At 76.2% G+C, this 13,664-nt stretch carries 14 protein-coding genes; 7 read left to right on the forward strand and 7 right to left on the reverse strand.

Annotated elements, in window-relative coordinates:
- The first annotated feature begins 31 nt into the window (after positions 1–31).
- Positions 32–775 (forward strand): DUF1295 domain-containing protein, encoded by a 744-nt coding sequence (locus ACZ3J7_RS13620; RefSeq protein WP_465620533.1) that lies wholly within the window; start codon positions 32–34, stop codon positions 773–775.
- 95 nt (positions 776–870) lie between these two features.
- On the opposite strand, the gene ACZ3J7_RS13625 is transcribed toward ACZ3J7_RS13620, so the two are convergent.
- Positions 871–1,272 carry an SsgA family sporulation/cell division regulator gene (locus tag ACZ3J7_RS13625; RefSeq protein ID WP_465620104.1) on the reverse strand — a complete coding sequence of 134 codons (402 nt, stop codon included), beginning with the start codon at positions 1,270–1,272 and terminating at the stop codon, positions 871–873.
- Positions 1,273–1,494: 222 nt separating this feature from the next.
- Between ACZ3J7_RS13625 and ACZ3J7_RS13630 the strand changes: the two genes are divergently transcribed.
- Together ACZ3J7_RS13630 and ACZ3J7_RS13635 are read left to right on the forward strand one after the other, a co-directional pair.
- Positions 1,495–2,847: an SMI1/KNR4 family protein gene (locus ACZ3J7_RS13630; protein ID WP_465620106.1), complete on the forward strand. Its 1,353-nt coding sequence runs from the start codon at positions 1,495–1,497 to the stop codon at positions 2,845–2,847.
- Positions 2,848–3,222: 375 nt separating this feature from the next.
- On the forward strand, positions 3,223–5,106 hold the full coding sequence (locus ACZ3J7_RS13635) for a transketolase (RefSeq protein ID WP_465620108.1): 1,884 nt from the start codon (positions 3,223–3,225) through the stop codon (positions 5,104–5,106).
- Positions 5,107–5,156: 50 nt separating this feature from the next.
- Here ACZ3J7_RS13635 and ACZ3J7_RS13640 read toward each other — a convergent pair whose 3' ends face one another.
- Positions 5,157–5,972, reverse strand: coding sequence for a hypothetical protein (locus ACZ3J7_RS13640; RefSeq protein ID WP_465620110.1), 816 nt, complete (start codon positions 5,970–5,972; stop codon positions 5,157–5,159).
- Positions 5,973–6,167: 195 nt separating this feature from the next.
- On the opposite strand from ACZ3J7_RS13640, the gene ACZ3J7_RS13645 reads away from it, so the two are divergent.
- The 3 genes from ACZ3J7_RS13645 to ACZ3J7_RS13655 all read left to right on the forward strand — a co-directional run bounded on the left by ACZ3J7_RS13645 (position 6,168) and on the right by ACZ3J7_RS13655 (position 8,262).
- Positions 6,168–6,395 (forward strand): DUF6458 family protein, encoded by a 228-nt coding sequence (locus tag ACZ3J7_RS13645; protein WP_465620112.1) that lies wholly within the window; start codon positions 6,168–6,170, stop codon positions 6,393–6,395.
- Between the two features lie 152 nt (positions 6,396–6,547).
- A complete protein-coding gene (locus tag ACZ3J7_RS13650) occupies positions 6,548–7,633 on the forward strand; it encodes an S-(hydroxymethyl)mycothiol dehydrogenase (RefSeq protein WP_465620114.1) in 1,086 nt (361 codons plus the stop codon).
- Complete coding sequence (locus ACZ3J7_RS13655; protein ID WP_465620116.1) at positions 7,633–8,262, forward strand: MBL fold metallo-hydrolase; 630 nt, start codon at positions 7,633–7,635, stop codon at positions 8,260–8,262. Before ACZ3J7_RS13650 ends, ACZ3J7_RS13655 begins: the two co-directional genes overlap by 1 nt.
- Before the next feature lie 31 nt (positions 8,263–8,293).
- Here ACZ3J7_RS13655 and ACZ3J7_RS13660 read toward each other — a convergent pair whose 3' ends face one another.
- The 4 genes from ACZ3J7_RS13660 to ACZ3J7_RS13675 all read right to left on the reverse strand — a co-directional run bounded on the left by ACZ3J7_RS13660 (position 8,294) and on the right by ACZ3J7_RS13675 (position 10,963).
- Positions 8,294–8,902 carry an AAA family ATPase gene (locus tag ACZ3J7_RS13660; protein WP_465620118.1) on the reverse strand — a complete coding sequence of 203 codons (609 nt, stop codon included), beginning with the start codon at positions 8,900–8,902 and terminating at the stop codon, positions 8,294–8,296.
- Positions 8,903–8,941: 39 nt separating this feature from the next.
- Positions 8,942–9,148 (reverse strand): ferredoxin, encoded by a 207-nt coding sequence (locus tag ACZ3J7_RS13665; RefSeq protein ID WP_465620121.1) that lies wholly within the window; start codon positions 9,146–9,148, stop codon positions 8,942–8,944.
- A 26-nt stretch (positions 9,149–9,174) separates the two neighbouring features.
- On the reverse strand, positions 9,175–10,368 hold the full coding sequence (locus ACZ3J7_RS13670; RefSeq protein ID WP_465620123.1) for a cytochrome P450: 1,194 nt from the start codon (positions 10,366–10,368) through the stop codon (positions 9,175–9,177).
- A gap of 307 nt (positions 10,369–10,675) precedes the next feature.
- Positions 10,676–10,963 (reverse strand): hypothetical protein, encoded by a 288-nt coding sequence (locus ACZ3J7_RS13675; protein ID WP_465620124.1) that lies wholly within the window; start codon positions 10,961–10,963, stop codon positions 10,676–10,678.
- Between the two features lie 343 nt (positions 10,964–11,306).
- Between ACZ3J7_RS13675 and ACZ3J7_RS13680 the strand changes: the two genes are divergently transcribed.
- A complete protein-coding gene (locus ACZ3J7_RS13680; protein ID WP_465620126.1) occupies positions 11,307–11,891 on the forward strand; it encodes a TMEM165/GDT1 family protein in 585 nt (194 codons plus the stop codon).
- 83 nt (positions 11,892–11,974) lie between these two features.
- On the opposite strand, the gene ACZ3J7_RS13685 is transcribed toward ACZ3J7_RS13680, so the two are convergent.
- Positions 11,975–13,567: a M4 family metallopeptidase gene (locus ACZ3J7_RS13685; RefSeq protein ID WP_465620128.1), complete on the reverse strand. Its 1,593-nt coding sequence runs from the start codon at positions 13,565–13,567 to the stop codon at positions 11,975–11,977.
- Between the last annotated feature and the right edge of the window lie 97 nt (positions 13,568–13,664).

The following is a 13,664-nucleotide window of genomic DNA, read 5'->3' on the forward strand; positions in this document are numbered from 1 at the left end:
CGCGGCGGCCGCGGGCGCGGCCCTCGCGGTGATGCTGCTCGCCTTCGCCGTCGGGGTCCGCACCGGGCGGCACCGGGGCGTGGATACGGCCTGGGGGCTGGCGTTCACCGCCGTCGCGCTGACCGGCTGCGCGCTCTCCGCCGGGCACGGCGACGGCGGGCGGCGGGCGCTGGCCACCGTCCTGGTCGCGGTCTGGGGGCTGCGGCTGGCCGCGCACCTGTGGTGGCGGGCCCGCGGCCTGCCGGAGGACCCGCGCTACGCCCGGATGCTGGCCAGGGCGCCCGCCGGGCCGGCCCGCACCCGGTACGCGCTGCGGATCGTCTACCTGCTGCAGGCCGCCCTGGTCTGGTTCGTCGCGCTGCCCGTCCTCGTCGCCCAGTACCAGCCCGCGCCGCCCGGCCCGGCCGCCTGGGCGGGCACCGCGCTGTGGGCCGTCGGCCTGTTCTTCGAGGCCGTCGGCGACGCCCAGCTCGCCCGCTTCAAGGCCGACCCGGCCAACCGGGGCCGGGTGATGGACCGCGGCCTGTGGCGCTGGACCCGGCACCCGAACTACTTCGGCGACGCCTGCGTCTGGTGGGGCCTGTTCCTGCTCGCCGCCGACGCCCCGGTCGGCTGGGCCTTCGTCGGCAGCCCGCTGCTGATGACCTGGCTGCTCGCCTTCGGCAGCGGCAAGCCCATGCTGGAACGCCACCTGGCCGGCACCGAGCGGCCGGGCTGGGCCGAGTACACCGCCCGCACCAGCCCGTTCCTGCCCCTCCCGCCCCGGCGCCGCTGACCCGCCGGGCCAGGGGGGCGGGGGCCGGGCGGGCGGGCGGGCGCACCGTGCCCGCGCCGTCGTACCGGAGCCGGCGGGCGTGCCCGGGGCCGGCCTCAGTCCGTCAGCCGGGCGACCAGGCCGTCCACGTCGAGGTGTTCGTGCTCGTGACCGGCCGGGACGAGGGCGTAGCACTCGACCAGGAACCCGGTGACGATCTCCGCCGGGACGTTCACCACGGCCTCGCCGGTGCCGCCGCGCAGGGTGACCAGCACCTCGCCCTCGGCGCCGGGGCGGACGGTGACGTCACCGTGCCCGGCGGGCGCGAGGCGTCCTTCGTTGAGCAGGTCGCGACCGAACACCCACTCGACCGCGTCCAGCCTCCCGACCGGCGGGAACACCAGCCGGACGGCGTACGGCAGCGCGGTGTCGAAGTGCAGCCCGGCCTCCACCGCCAGGTCGGGGTGGGGGCTGTGCGGGAGCGTGACGGCGGTGGACCAGCAGGTGGCGACGGCCATGCGGGGCGGCCTTCCTTCCAGAGCGACTGCGGACGGTGCCGAGAGCGGATGCTGCCGAAAAGCTGACGGCACGAGCCCGACTACCCGCCCCGCCCCGGGATCCCCGCACCGACGCAGAACCTTCACCGATGCCGTCCGCCCACCACACGAACGGCCCAACCCGCTGACGGTGGTCCGTGCTGGAGTGGACCCGTCGATCGGATCGGGAGAACGGGGCGGGGCGTGGACCGGACGCGGTGGCGGGAGTTCCTGGAGCTGTGGAGCACCGAGTGGATCACGGCCCGGCGGGACGAGCCCTCGGACCGGCCGCCCGACCCCGAGGTGCTCCGCGACGGCTGGCTCGGCTTCGCCCCCGCGACCGAGCCGGCGGTCGCCGCCGCCGAGGCCCGCCTCGGCCGTCCGCTGCCGCCCTCGCTGCGCGCGTTCCTGCTGGTCACCGACGGCTGGCGGGACACCGGCCCGTTCGTCGAACGGCTGGCGGGCACCGAGGAGTTGGCCTGGCTGCGGGACACCCCGGACCGCGGCCTGATCGAGGTCTGGGAGGGCCTCGCCGAGGACGAGGAGGAGGAGCGGGACGCGGACGACCCGGACGCCTGGGACGACTGGGCGGCCCGGCAGGCCCGGGTGCTGGCCCGCTCGCTGCGCCTCTCGCTGGCCGGCGACAGCACGGTGCTGCTGCTCGACCCGGAGGACGTGGACGCGGACGGCGAGTGGGCAGGGTACCTGCTGGCGTCCTGGTCCGACCGGGGCCCGGAGCGGCACGCCTCCTTCGCCGAGCTGATGCGCGACCAGTGGCGCTCCCTGCACGCGCTGCACCGCCCCGCCGGGCCGACCCGCGACCACTGGGACCGCGAGGTGGAGCGCGGCCGGCTGGCCGCGCTCGCGGGCGACCTCGACACCGCGCTCGACCTGTTCGCGCGGGCCCGGGCGTTCGGCCGGCCGCGCGCCCGGTACCTGGAGCTCCAGCTGCGGGCGCTGCTGCACGACTGGGAGCGCGAACTGCCGGGCGCCTTCTGGGGCGTGCGGGACCAGGAGTGGTTCCTGGCCGAACCGCTGTTCGGCCGCGAGTTCCTGCCGGTCCTGGTCCGGCACGACCGGGAGGCGGACCGGACCGCGCTGCTCCCGCTGCCCGGGCTGCGGGAGTCGGCCCCGGAGCCGGTCCGGGCGGCGATCGCCCGGTACGAGGCCGCGTCGGCCGAGCCGGACTTCCGGCTCGTCTTCGGGCCGCCGGAGTTCGACGCGGCCGTGCACGCGCTGGTCGAACGGCTCGCCGCGCACCGGGCCGCCGCCCGGGAGGCGCAGCGGGCGCCCGCCGTCCCGACCGAGGGGGTGGTGCTGGTGGTGAGCGTGACCCAGTGGATCGACGGGCAGTGGCGGCCCGCGCCGCCCGCGGAGCCGCGCTTCCCGGCGGAGTTCGCCGAACGGGCGTGGGCCGAGCTGCTGGCGGCGCTGCCGCTCTGGCGCCCGCTGGACGGGAACCACCTGGCGCCGGTCGCGCTGCTGGCCGAGCCGCTGCTGACCGAACTGCTCACCCGCGAACGGGCCCGCGCCCTGCTGACCCTCCCGCGCGGCTGACCCTCGCGACAGCGGCGCGGCACTCCGGCTTCGGGCGACGGCCCGGTCCCGCCCCGCAGGCCGACCCGCCCGGGGGCGCTCGGCCCCGGTGGGCGGAGGCGGCGATGGTGGCGGCGGGCCCCGGGAGTCGGCGGCGGCGGTGCGGGCCGCGCTGGAGCGGGCGGGCACGCCCTCCGGCTCCAGGCCGACGGCCGCCCGCTTCGGCCCGGTCCCGTCGGCCCTGCTGCGCCCCGGCCCCGCGCCGTAGCGCCCGACGGACGGGGCCGGGCGGGAGTCGACCCGACCGCACCGGGTAGGCGCGGCGCGGCACCGGCGGCCCGCGGCGGACGTGCGCCGCCCCGGGGCGCCCCACCCGACGAGAAAGGCCCGTCCGACATGACCGCCGACCCGAACGCGCAGTCCGTCCTCGGTCCCGACACCGAGCCCGCCCGGCTCTTCGAGCTCGCGCAGCAGCTGCGCGTCGACTCCGTCCGCGCCAGCACCTCGGCCGGATCGGGACACCCCACCTCCAGCCTGTCCGCCGCCGACCTGATGGCGGTGCTGATGACCCGGCACCTGCGCTACGACTGGGCGGCGCCGGACAACCCGGACGCCGACCACCTGGTGTTCTCCAAGGGCCACGCCTCCCCGCTGCTGTACGCGATGTTCAAGGCCGCCGGGGCGATCGGCGACGAGGAGCTGATGACCACCTACCGGCGCTTCGGCCACCGCCTCCAGGGCCACCCGACGCCGGAGCTGCCGTGGGTCGACCTGGCCACCGGTTCGCTCGGCCAGGGCGTCGCCTGCGCGGTGGGCATCGCGCTGGCCGGCCGCGACCTGGAACGCCGGGACTTCCGGGTGTGGGTGCTGTGCGGGGACAGCGAGACCACCGAGGGTTCGGTCTGGGAGGCCCTGGACAAGGCGGGCCGCCACCGGCTCGGCAACTTCACCGCGATCGTCGACGTGAACCGCCTCGGCCAGAGCGGCCCCACCGAACTCGGGTGGGACACCGACGCCTACGCGCGGCGGATCGAGGCGTTCGGCTGCCGCGCCCTGGTCGTCGACGGCCACGACCTGGAGGCCGTCGACCGGGCCCTGACCACGGCTTCGGACGGTTCCGCGCCCACCGTCGTGGTGGCCCGCACCGTCAAGGGGCGGGGCGTCGCCGAGGTCGCCGACCAGGAGGGCTGGCACGGCAAGCCGCTGCCCCCGGAGCTGGCCGAGCGGGCCGTCGCCGAGCTGGGCGGCGAACGCGACCTGCGGGTGCGCGGGCCGCAGCCGCCGCACGGCAGCCCCGCGCTGAAGGCGGAGGCCCCCGGGGTCGAGCCGCCGCGCTTCGAGGTCGGGGAGGAGGTCGCCACCCGGGTCGCCTTCGGCAAGGCGCTGGCCGCGCTCGGCGCCCGCCCCGAGGTGGTCGCCCTGGACGCCGAGGTCGGCAACTCCACCCACGCCGAGGACTTCGCGCGGGCCCACCCCTCCCGGTACTTCCAGAGCTACATCGCCGAGCAGCAGATGGTCGCCACCGCCGTCGGCATGGCCGTGCGGGGCTTCCGGCCCTACGCGACCACCTTCGCGGCCTTCCTCACCCGGGCCCACGACTTCATCAGGATGGCCGCCGTCTCCGGGGTCGACCTGGCGCTGTGCGGGACCCACAGCGGCGTGGAGATCGGCGCCGACGGGCCCTCCCAGATGGGCCTGGAGGACCTGGCGATGATGCGCGCCGTCCGGGGCTCCACGGTGCTCTACCCGTCCGACGCCACCTCCGCCGCCGCCCTGACCGCCGCCATGGCGGACCTGCCCGGCATCTCCTACCTGCGCACCACCCGGGGCGCCTACCCGGTGCTGTACGGGGCCGGGGAGGAGTTCCCGGTCGGCGGGTCCAAGACGCTCCGCGAGGGCCCGGACGACCGGGTGACGCTGGTCGGGGCCGGGGTCACCCTGCACGAGTGCCTGGCCGCCGCCGACCGGCTGGCCGGGGAGGGCGTCGCCGCCCGGGTCCTGGACCTGTACTCGGTCAAGCCGGTCGACGCCGGGGCGCTGGTGCGGGCGGCCCGCGAGACCGGGGCGCTGGTGGTGGTCGAGGACCACCACCCCGAGGGCGGCCTCGGCGAGGCCGTGCTGTCCGCCCTGGCCGCCGCGGACGTCCACCCCGCCGTCGCCCACCTCGCCGTCACCGGCCGACCCGGCTCCGGCACCACGGAGGAGCTGCTGCGCGCCGCCGGCGTCTCCCGCGGGGCGATCGCCGACGCGGCCCGCTCGCTGGCCGCCCGCGAGCGCTGACCGGAAGCACCGCCCGCACCGTCCCGTCGCCCCGCTGCCCCGCTGCCGGCTCAGCCCGCGGCGGCGGCCTCCCAGTAGCCGGGGTCGGCGGGACGGCGCTCGCGCAGGTCGATCCGGACGGTCACGGCCAGCCGGAGGGTGTCGGTGCGGTTGATCCGCGCCCCGAGCAGCGCGCCGGCCAGCAGCGGGGCGAGGGTCGGCAGCTTGCGCAGCCCCGCCCGGGTCAGCCGCTTGCTCACCTGGCGGCGCAGCGCCGCGCTGCGGTTCATCGCGAGCAGCGCCCCCGGGCGGGTCAGGTCGAGGCCCCGGCCCTCGCTCCACGCCGCGAGGTACGCGTACGAGCGCTGCCGGGCGGTGCCGGGCGGCGCCTGGCCGTAGACCGCGTACAGCTCGGCGATCAGCTTCAGCTCGATCGCGGCGGAGGCGAGCAGTTCGGACGCCAGCTCGACCGGCATCGCCATCGGCACCGGCATCATCGCCACCGCTCCGGCGCTCGCGCCGACCGCCGTGGAGGCGCGGACCGAGCCGGTGGTGAGCAGGTCCGCCAGTTCTTCGGGGGTGCGGGCCCCGGGGTGCTGGGCCCGCAGCGTGGCGAGGTCCCGCACCGGGATCCGGGGCGCCGCATCCAGCAGGCGGTCGGTCAGCGCTCGCAGCCCGGTGCGGGAGCCCGCTCCGAGCCGTCGGCCGCCCCGGCCCAGCGTACCGCGCAGCTTCACCGCCAGCGTGCCCATCCGGCGCGCCAGCGGGCCCCGCGGGTCCTCGTCCCGTTCCTCCACCTCGGCGGCGATCCGGGCCAGCTCCGCCACGACTCCGTCCGCGACCTCGTCCGCCGGGTCTACCGGGTCCGGCCCACCGTTCGGCACCATGTGCTTCCCTCCACCTCGTGTGCCGCCCGGCCGGTCGGCCGGGCGGGCGTCCAGCGCGGCCCTTTCCATGGTGCGTCTGCCCGCCCGCGGGCCGCGCAGTCCCGGCTCCGGCGGGCGGGCATCCTCCGGCGGGTCGGGGGTAGGCGGCGGACGGCCCCGGTGGCGGGGCGTGACGACGCGACGACGGAGGCGATCATGGGACTCGGTGGCTGCATCATCCTGCTGGCGGTCGGGGCGATCCTGGCGTTCGGCGTGGACTGGCACCTGGCGGGCGTCAACCTCACGGTGGTGGGGGTCGTGCTGATGGCGGCGGGCCTGATCGGCGTGGTGGTGTACGCCCGGGTGCTGGGCCGCCGCCGCTACCTGGGCGGGCGCGGCGTGGACGAGGTGGTGGTCGAGGAGCGCCACCGCGACGTGCTCTGACGGGCCGGCGGCGTCCCGTGCCCCCTTCCCCGGGCGTCTCGCGTGCCGCGCGGCCGAACGGGCGACTTCCCGGGCGGATCGGCGTAGGTTCGCTGCTGGGCGGCGTCCAGCAGCGGGCGTCGCCGCCGAGCGAGTGAGGACGGGTACGGAACATGGCTCAGGTCGTCCGGGGTGTGATCGCGCGTGCGAAGGGGGCGCCGGTGGAGGTGGTGCCCGTCGTGGTGCCGGATCCGGGGCCGGGTGAGGCGGTGGTGCGGGTGCAGGCGTGCGGGGTGTGCCACACCGACCTGCACTACCGGGAGGGCGGGATCAACGACGACTTCCCGTTCCTGCTGGGGCACGAGGCGGCGGGGGTGGTGGAGTCGGTCGGCGAGGGCGTCGAGGAGGTCGCGCCGGGTGACTACGTGATCCTGAACTGGCGTGCGGTGTGCGGGCGTTGTCGGGCCTGTCGGCGCGGTCGGCCGTGGTACTGCTTCGCGACGCACAACGCGAAGCAGAAGATGACGCTGGAGGACGGCACCGAGCTGTCCCCGGCGCTGGGGATCGGCGCGTTCGCGGAGAAGACGCTGGTCGCGGCGGGTCAGTGCACCAAGGTCGACCCGGCGGCGTCCCCGGCGGCGGCCGGTCTGCTGGGCTGCGGGGTGATGGCCGGTCTGGGCGCGGCGATCAACACCGGGCAGGTGGGCCGGGGCGACAGCGTCGCGGTGATCGGCTGCGGCGGGGTCGGCAACGCGGCGGTGGTGGGTTCCCGGCTGGCCGGGGCGAACCGGATCATCGCGGTGGACGTGGACGACCGCAAGCTGGACACCGCGCGGCGCCTGGGCGCCACGCACACCGTCAACTCGCGCACGGTCGACCCGGTCGAGGCGATCCGCGAGCTGACCGGCGGCAACGGCGCGGACGTGGTGATCGAGGCGGTGGGCCGCCCGGAGACGTACCGGCAGGCGTTCTACGCCCGCGACCTGGCGGGCACGGTCGTCCTGGTGGGCGTGCCGACGCCGGAGATGACGCTGGAGCTGCCGCTGCTGGACGTGTTCGGGCGGGGCGGCGCGCTGAAGTCGTCCTGGTACGGGGACTGCCTGCCGGAGCGGGACTTCCCGATGCTGATCGACCTGTACCTGCAGGGCCGGCTGGACCTGGACGCGTTCGTCAGCGAGACGATCCCGCTGGACGGCGTCGAGGAGGCGTTCGCCCGGATGCACCGCGGCGAGGTGCTGCGCTCGGTGGTGGTGTTCTGATGGCGGCCCGGATCGAACAGCTGGTCACCTCGGGCGAGTTCAGCCTGGACGGCGGCACCTGGCAGGTCGACAACAACGTGTGGATCGTCGGCGACGACGCGGAGGCGGTCGTGATCGACGCCGCGCACGACGCGGCGGCGATCAAGGAGGCGCTGGGCGGTCGGCGGCTGCTCGCGGTGGTCTCCACGCACGCCCACAACGACCACGTGGACGCGGCGCCGGAGCTGGCCGACCTGACCGGCGCGCCGGTGCTGCTGCACCCGGCGGACGAGGTGCTGTGGCGGCAGACCCACCCGGACCGGGCGCCGGACGGGCCGCTCGCCGACGGGCAGCGGCTGTCGGTGGCGGGCACCGTGCTGACCGTCCTGCACACGCCGGGCCACAGCCCGGGCGCGGTCAGCCTGTACGCCCCGGAGCTGGGCACGGTCTTCACCGGCGACACCCTGTTCGCGGGCGGCCCGGGCGCCACCGGCCGGTCGTTCTCGGACTTCCCGACGATCATCGCCTCGATCCGCGGGCGCCTGCTGTCGCTGCCGCCGGAGACGGTGGTCCGCACCGGCCACGGCGACTCGACCAGCATCGGCGCGGAGGCCCCGCACCTGGAGGAGTGGATCGCCCGCGGCCACTGAGCCCGTCGGCCCGACCCGTCCGGCCGTCCCGTCAGCCCGGTCCGCCGAACCGGACGTCGGCCAGCCGCCCGCGGGAGGCCGCGTCGGCGAGCAGCACCGAGGCGGCGCCGGGGAACGCGGCCCGGCCGCGCCGCTCGATCCCGGCCACCAGCCGGGCGATCCGCCGCACGTGCAGCCGGAAGGTGCGCGGCGCGGCGGTGCGGGCCCGGGCGCGCTGCCCGGCCAGCGCTTCGGCGGGGCGGACGGCGAGCAGCACGACGTGCAGCTCGCGTCCGCTGCGCCGGGCCCAGCGGGCGAGCGCGCGGCGCATCCACCAGCGGCTGCCGCAGTCGTGCACCAGCAGCGGCCCGGGGCGGCGGAACGCGGCCCGGGTGCGCAGCAGGTGCAGGGTGCGCACGGCGGGGCGGTAGAGGGCGTACGGGAGGGCGGCGGGCAGCCGGGCCTGGCAGGCGAGGCGGGTGAGCCGCGGGTCGACCAGGGTGGCGGGGGCGTCCCAGCGGCGCAGCAGGGTGGACTTGCCGCTGCCGGGGACGCCGCCGACCACCACGGCCGCGTCGGGCCCGTAGCGGAGTTGCAGCGCCCCGCCGGGGCGGCCGCGCAGGTCGGCGACTTCGCGCGGGGCGTACCCGGTGACCTGCACGTGTGCTCCCCTGCTGCCCGCTGCCGACGGTGGGGCAGCCTACCCGGGCGCCCCTTCGGTCAGCCTGATCGCCCCTCCCGGGCAGGCGGCGACGGCGTCGGCGACCTCCCGGGCGAGGGAGGCGGGGGGCCGGGCGTCGAGCAGGACGACGGTGCCGTCCTGCTCGTCCTGGTCGAAGACGTCGGGGGCGGCGAGCACGCACTGTCCGGCGCCGCAGCACCGGTCGGGGTCGATGTGGACGAGCACGGGGGTTCCTCTCCGGGGCGGGGGCGTCACCAGGTGACGGGCAGGGTCTCGACGCCGTAGACGGTCATCTCGTGGCGGAACCGGATCTCCTCGAACGGCACGGCCAGGCGCAGGTCGGGCAGGCGGCGCAGCAGGGTGTCGAGGGCGATCTCCAGTTCCAGGCGGGCCAGCGGCTGGCCGAGGCACTGGTGGACGCCGAAGCCGAAGGCGAGGTGGCGGCGGGTGTCGCGGGTGAGGTCGAGGGTGTCGCCGTCGGGGTAGCGGTCCTCGTCGCGGTTGGCGGTGTTGAGCTGGCAGATGACGTCCTCGCCGGCCCGGATCAGGACGCCGCCGACCTCGGCGTCCTCGGTCGCGACCCGGGTGACGCCGATCTGGACGATGCTGAGCCAGCGCAGCAGTTCCTCGACGGCGGCGGGGGTGGCCTCGGGGTGGGCGCGCAGGTGGGCGAGCTGGTCGGGGTGGCGGAGCAGGGCGAGGACGGAGAGCGCGGTCATGTTGGCGGTGGTCTCGTGGCCGGCGATGAGCAGCAGGCGGCCCATCGCGCCGATCTCCTCGGTGGGGAGTTCACCGCGTTCGACGAGGCGGCTGAGGATGCCGTCGTCGGGGTTGCCGCGCTTGCCGTCGGTGAGGGTGTCGAGGTACTCGGTGAGGGCGTCCTGGGCGGCGACGACCTCCTCGACGGGGCTGTCGCGGCCCAGCAGGGTGCGGCTGCAGCGCTGGAAGAACTCGTGGTCCCGGTAGGGGACGCCGAGCAGCAGGCAGATGACCAGGGAGGGCAGCGGGAGGGCGAAGTCGGCGACCAGGTCGGCATGGGTGCGGCCGGTGGTCATCTCGGCGAGCAGCCGGTCGGCGACCTGCTGGATCGCGGGGCGCAGGGCGGCGGTCTTGCGGAGGGTGAAGTCGCCGGTGAGCATCCGGCGCAGGCGGCCGTGCTCGGGGTCGTCCATCCGGATGAAGGAGGCCTTCCCGGCGCCGATCTGCCGGGCGGCGGCGCTGAGGAACGGGAAGCCGGGGCGGTGGGCGTCGGCGCTGAAGCGGGGATCGGCGAGGACGTCGCGGGCGTCCTGGTGGCGGGTGACCAGCCAGCAGGGGGTGCCGTCCCAGAGGGCGACCCGGGTGACGGGCTCGTCCCGGACGGCCTGCTGGTAGGCGGGCGGCGGGGCGAACGGGCAGGTGCCGCGCGGGGCGGGGTGGCTGGTGGCGGGGGCGGCGGTGGCCATGCTGGTTTCCCTCTCCGGCCCGGGCTGCCGTCCGGGTCCCGGCTCCCGGCGGCGAGGACGGCGGCGGGGGCGGGTACGGGGTACGGCGGGGCGGGCCCGGCAATTGTGTGCCTCGGGCAACTAACTGAACGTCACGCTAACTCGCGTTCCGTGCCCGCGGAAAGCGCGCCGGGCCGCCGGAGCGGATTCTGTCCGGATCCCGGCCCACCCGGCGTCCCGGCCCACCGCCGCCACCAGGCGCGTCCGTGCCCGCGCGGGCCGCGGCCCGTCCCCGCGCACGGCGAGAACGGGCCACCGGGCCCCGCGCTCAGTCCTCGGGCCGCTCCTCCTCGTCGGGGAGCGGCCGCCTGGTCCGGCCGGGGTCGGCGGTGGTGGCGTCGCCCTGCTCCTCCTCGGGGCGCCCCTCCTCGACCTCGTGCTCCCCGCCCTCCTCCGGCTCCCCCTCGGCGCCGCGCTCGGCGTCCTGCCCGAACCGCCAGCCCCTGCCGTGCAGGTCGTGGCGGACGGTCGGCGGCCGGCCCTCCGCCCGGTAGTCGTCGCCGGTGTAGCCGGCCTTCGGCACGCCGCCCGCGCCGCCCTGCGGAATCTCGTCCATCGGTCCGCTCCCTTCCTGGGGTTCCGCCCCCGCGCGTGCCCAGGACGGGGGCGGCTCACACCGGACGGGGGGCGGCTTCACCCGGGCCGGAGCGATCACCTACACTCGGTGGCGCGAAGGGGAGTAGTCCCGAAACACCACCGGTCGACACGCTGGACGGTTCGCCCGTCCCGGCCCGTGGGTCGCGCAGCACGCTGCCGCGACGGACGAGACCTTCGGCCCGTGCATGGCCCTGCCGCACCCACCGTGCGGCAGGTCTCGTCGCGCCGGGCCGAGAGGTTCGCCCGTCGCCGGTCCGGTGCCGTTCGAGCCCTGCGGCCCGGCCCCTGCAGAAAGCGCTCCGATGTCCTTCGACCCCCTGGCGATGCTCACCGCCTTCGGGCTGATCTTCCTCGCCGAACTCCCCGACAAGACCATGTTCGCCTCACTGGCGATGGGCACCCGCATGCGCCCGCTGTACGTGTGGTTCGGCACCTCGGCGGCGTTCGTCGTGCACGTCGCCCTCGCGGTCGGCGCGGGCAGCCTGCTGAGCCTGCTGCCCGGCACGGCCGTCAAACTGGTCTCCGCCGCGCTGTTCGGCTTCGGCGCGTTCGTGCTGCTGCGCTCGGGCGGTGACGACGACGACGAGGAGGGCGGCGCCCGGACGGTGACCGGCTTCTGGCCGGTCTGGGGCACCGCGTTCATGACGGTGTTCATCGGCGAGTGGGGCGACCTGACCCAGATCACCACCGCCAACCTGGCCGCCACCAACGGCTGGCTGCCCACCGCGATCGGCTCCGCCGCCGCCCTGATGTCGGTCTCCGCGCTGGCCCTGCTGGTCGGCCGCTTCATCGCCAAGCGCGTCCCGCTGCGCACCGTCCAGCGGGTCGGCGGCCTGTGCATGGCCGTCCTGTGCGCCTGGACGCTGTTCGAGGCCCTCACCGGCTGACGGGCCGTCCGGCGGCGGGGGGGGGGGGGGGGGGGGGGGCCCCCCCCCCCCCCCCCCCCCCCCCCCCCCCCCGCCGCCGTCCGTCAGGAGACGGACACCGCGCTCCACGCGGCGCCCACCGCCGCGTACTCGGCGGACCCCGCGCCGTACAGGTCGCGGGCCGCGTTCAGCGAGGCGACCCGGGCGCCCTTGTAGTCGGTGGTGGAGGTCATGTAGACGGTCAGCGCCCGGTACCAGACCGCGGCGACCTTCTGGTTGCCGATGCCGGTGACGGTCGAGCCGTTGCAGGTCGGCGAGTTGTAGGCGACGCCGTTGACGGTCTTGGCGCCGCTGCCCTCGCTGGCCAGGTAGAACCAGTGATTGCCGACGCCCGAGGAGTTGTGCACGTCCAGCCGGCCGACCGACTTGCTCCAGCAGTCCGCGGAGCGGCCGTCCAGCGAGGGCTTGTCGAAGCGGCGCAGCCACGGCGGGGTGGACTGGTCGCTGAACAGGTAGTCGCCCTTGTCGACCGCGTTGTTGGCGTACCACTCGACCATGGTGCCGAAGATGTCGCTGGTGGACTCGTTCAGGCCGCCGGACTCGCCGCTGTAGCGGAGGTTGGCGGTGGCGCTGGTGACGCCGTGGGTCATCTCGTGGCCCATGGTGTCGAGGTCGACCTGCTCGGGGTCGACGGTGCCGTCGCCGTCGCCGGTCATCATGCAGAAGCAGGCGTCGGACCACTGCGCGTTGTCCCAGTTCGTGCCGACGTGCACGAAGACGGTGGCGCCCTTGCCGTCGTTCTTGATGCCGCTGCGGCCGAAGGTGTTCTTGTAGTAGTCGTACGTCCAGGCGGTGTTGGCGTGCGCGTCGACGGCGGCGGTGGCCCGGTCGGCGGAGAACTTCCGGCCGTCGCCCCACACGTTGTCGGCGTCGGTGTAGAGCGTCCCCGAGGTGGCCTTGACGCTGCTCGCGGAGAGGTTGTGCGCGTCCCGGGTGGTGTGGCCGCGCAGGGGGTCGATCAGCGCGTAACCGCCGCCCGCCTGCTGGGTGGTGGAGAGCGTGACGTCACCGGTGTACTCGGAGTGGCCGGTGCCGGTCGCGGAGTGCTCGGCGTCGAAGCTCTCGATCGCCGCGCCGGTGGTGGCGTCGGTGACCACCACCCGGCCGGTCGGCTGGCCCTGCTTGCCGGTGCCGCTGACGGTGGTGCGCCAGGCGAGGCGGGCGGCGCCGTCGGCGGCCCAGACCACCAGCTCGGGGGCCGAGGTGGCGCCGGATATGCCCGGCGCCTGCCCCAGCGCCTCGGCGGCGCTGCGCTGCGCCGGCACGGCCGGGCGGGTGGTGGGCACCGCCGGGTCGTGGCCCTTGGCCCGCGAGGAGTCGGCGAGCCGGCCGCGCGCGTCCTGGTGCACCACCAGGTCGCCGCCGACCACGGGCAGCCCCTGGTAGGTGCGGTCGAAGCGGACGTGCTGGACGCCGTCCGGGTCGAGCACCACGTCCCGGAGCACCAGCTCCTGGCCGGGGCCGAAGCCGAACAGCGCGGCGTGCTGGGCGACGTTGGCCCGGGCCCGGGCGACGGCGGCGTCCCGGCCGGGCGCGGCGGTCGCGCTGCCGGTGGTGACGGTGGTGGCGGAGGCGAGGAGGAGGGCGGCGAGGGCGGCCGTGCCCAGGGCACGGCGGCGCGCGGAGGAGGGGCTCACGCGGGACTCCAGTCGGGGTAGCTGAGGGGTAGCCGACCGAGAGCCTGACCGTGAACACACAAACAGTTCTATTTAACAGAACGGAACGTGACCCTTT

The sequence above is a fragment of the Kitasatospora sp. NPDC015121 genome, from assembly GCF_055562955.1.

What these genes read in the sequence shown, in the direction of transcription:
- ACZ3J7_RS13620 (WP_465620533.1), top strand. Translation starts at nt 32, where the DNA reads ATGCTGCTCGCCTTCGCCGTCGGGGTCCGCACCGGGCGGCACCGGGGC.
- ACZ3J7_RS13625 (WP_465620104.1), bottom strand. Translation starts at nt 1,272, where the DNA reads ATGGCCGTCGCCACCTGCTGGTCCACCGCCGTCACGCTCCCGCACAGC.
- ACZ3J7_RS13635 (WP_465620108.1), top strand. Translation starts at nt 3,223, where the DNA reads ATGACCGCCGACCCGAACGCGCAGTCCGTCCTCGGTCCCGACACCGAG.
- ACZ3J7_RS13640 (WP_465620110.1), bottom strand. Translation starts at nt 5,972, where the DNA reads ATGGTGCCGAACGGTGGGCCGGACCCGGTAGACCCGGCGGACGAGGTC.
- ACZ3J7_RS13645 (WP_465620112.1), top strand. Translation starts at nt 6,168, where the DNA reads ATGGGACTCGGTGGCTGCATCATCCTGCTGGCGGTCGGGGCGATCCTG.
- ACZ3J7_RS13650 (WP_465620114.1), top strand. Translation starts at nt 6,548, where the DNA reads ATGGCTCAGGTCGTCCGGGGTGTGATCGCGCGTGCGAAGGGGGCGCCG.
- ACZ3J7_RS13655 (WP_465620116.1), top strand. Translation starts at nt 7,633, where the DNA reads ATGGCGGCCCGGATCGAACAGCTGGTCACCTCGGGCGAGTTCAGCCTG.
- ACZ3J7_RS13670 (WP_465620123.1), bottom strand. Translation starts at nt 10,368, where the DNA reads ATGGCCACCGCCGCCCCCGCCACCAGCCACCCCGCCCCGCGCGGCACC.
- ACZ3J7_RS13675 (WP_465620124.1), bottom strand. Translation starts at nt 10,963, where the DNA reads ATGGACGAGATTCCGCAGGGCGGCGCGGGCGGCGTGCCGAAGGCCGGC.
- ACZ3J7_RS13680 (WP_465620126.1), top strand. Translation starts at nt 11,307, where the DNA reads ATGTCCTTCGACCCCCTGGCGATGCTCACCGCCTTCGGGCTGATCTTC.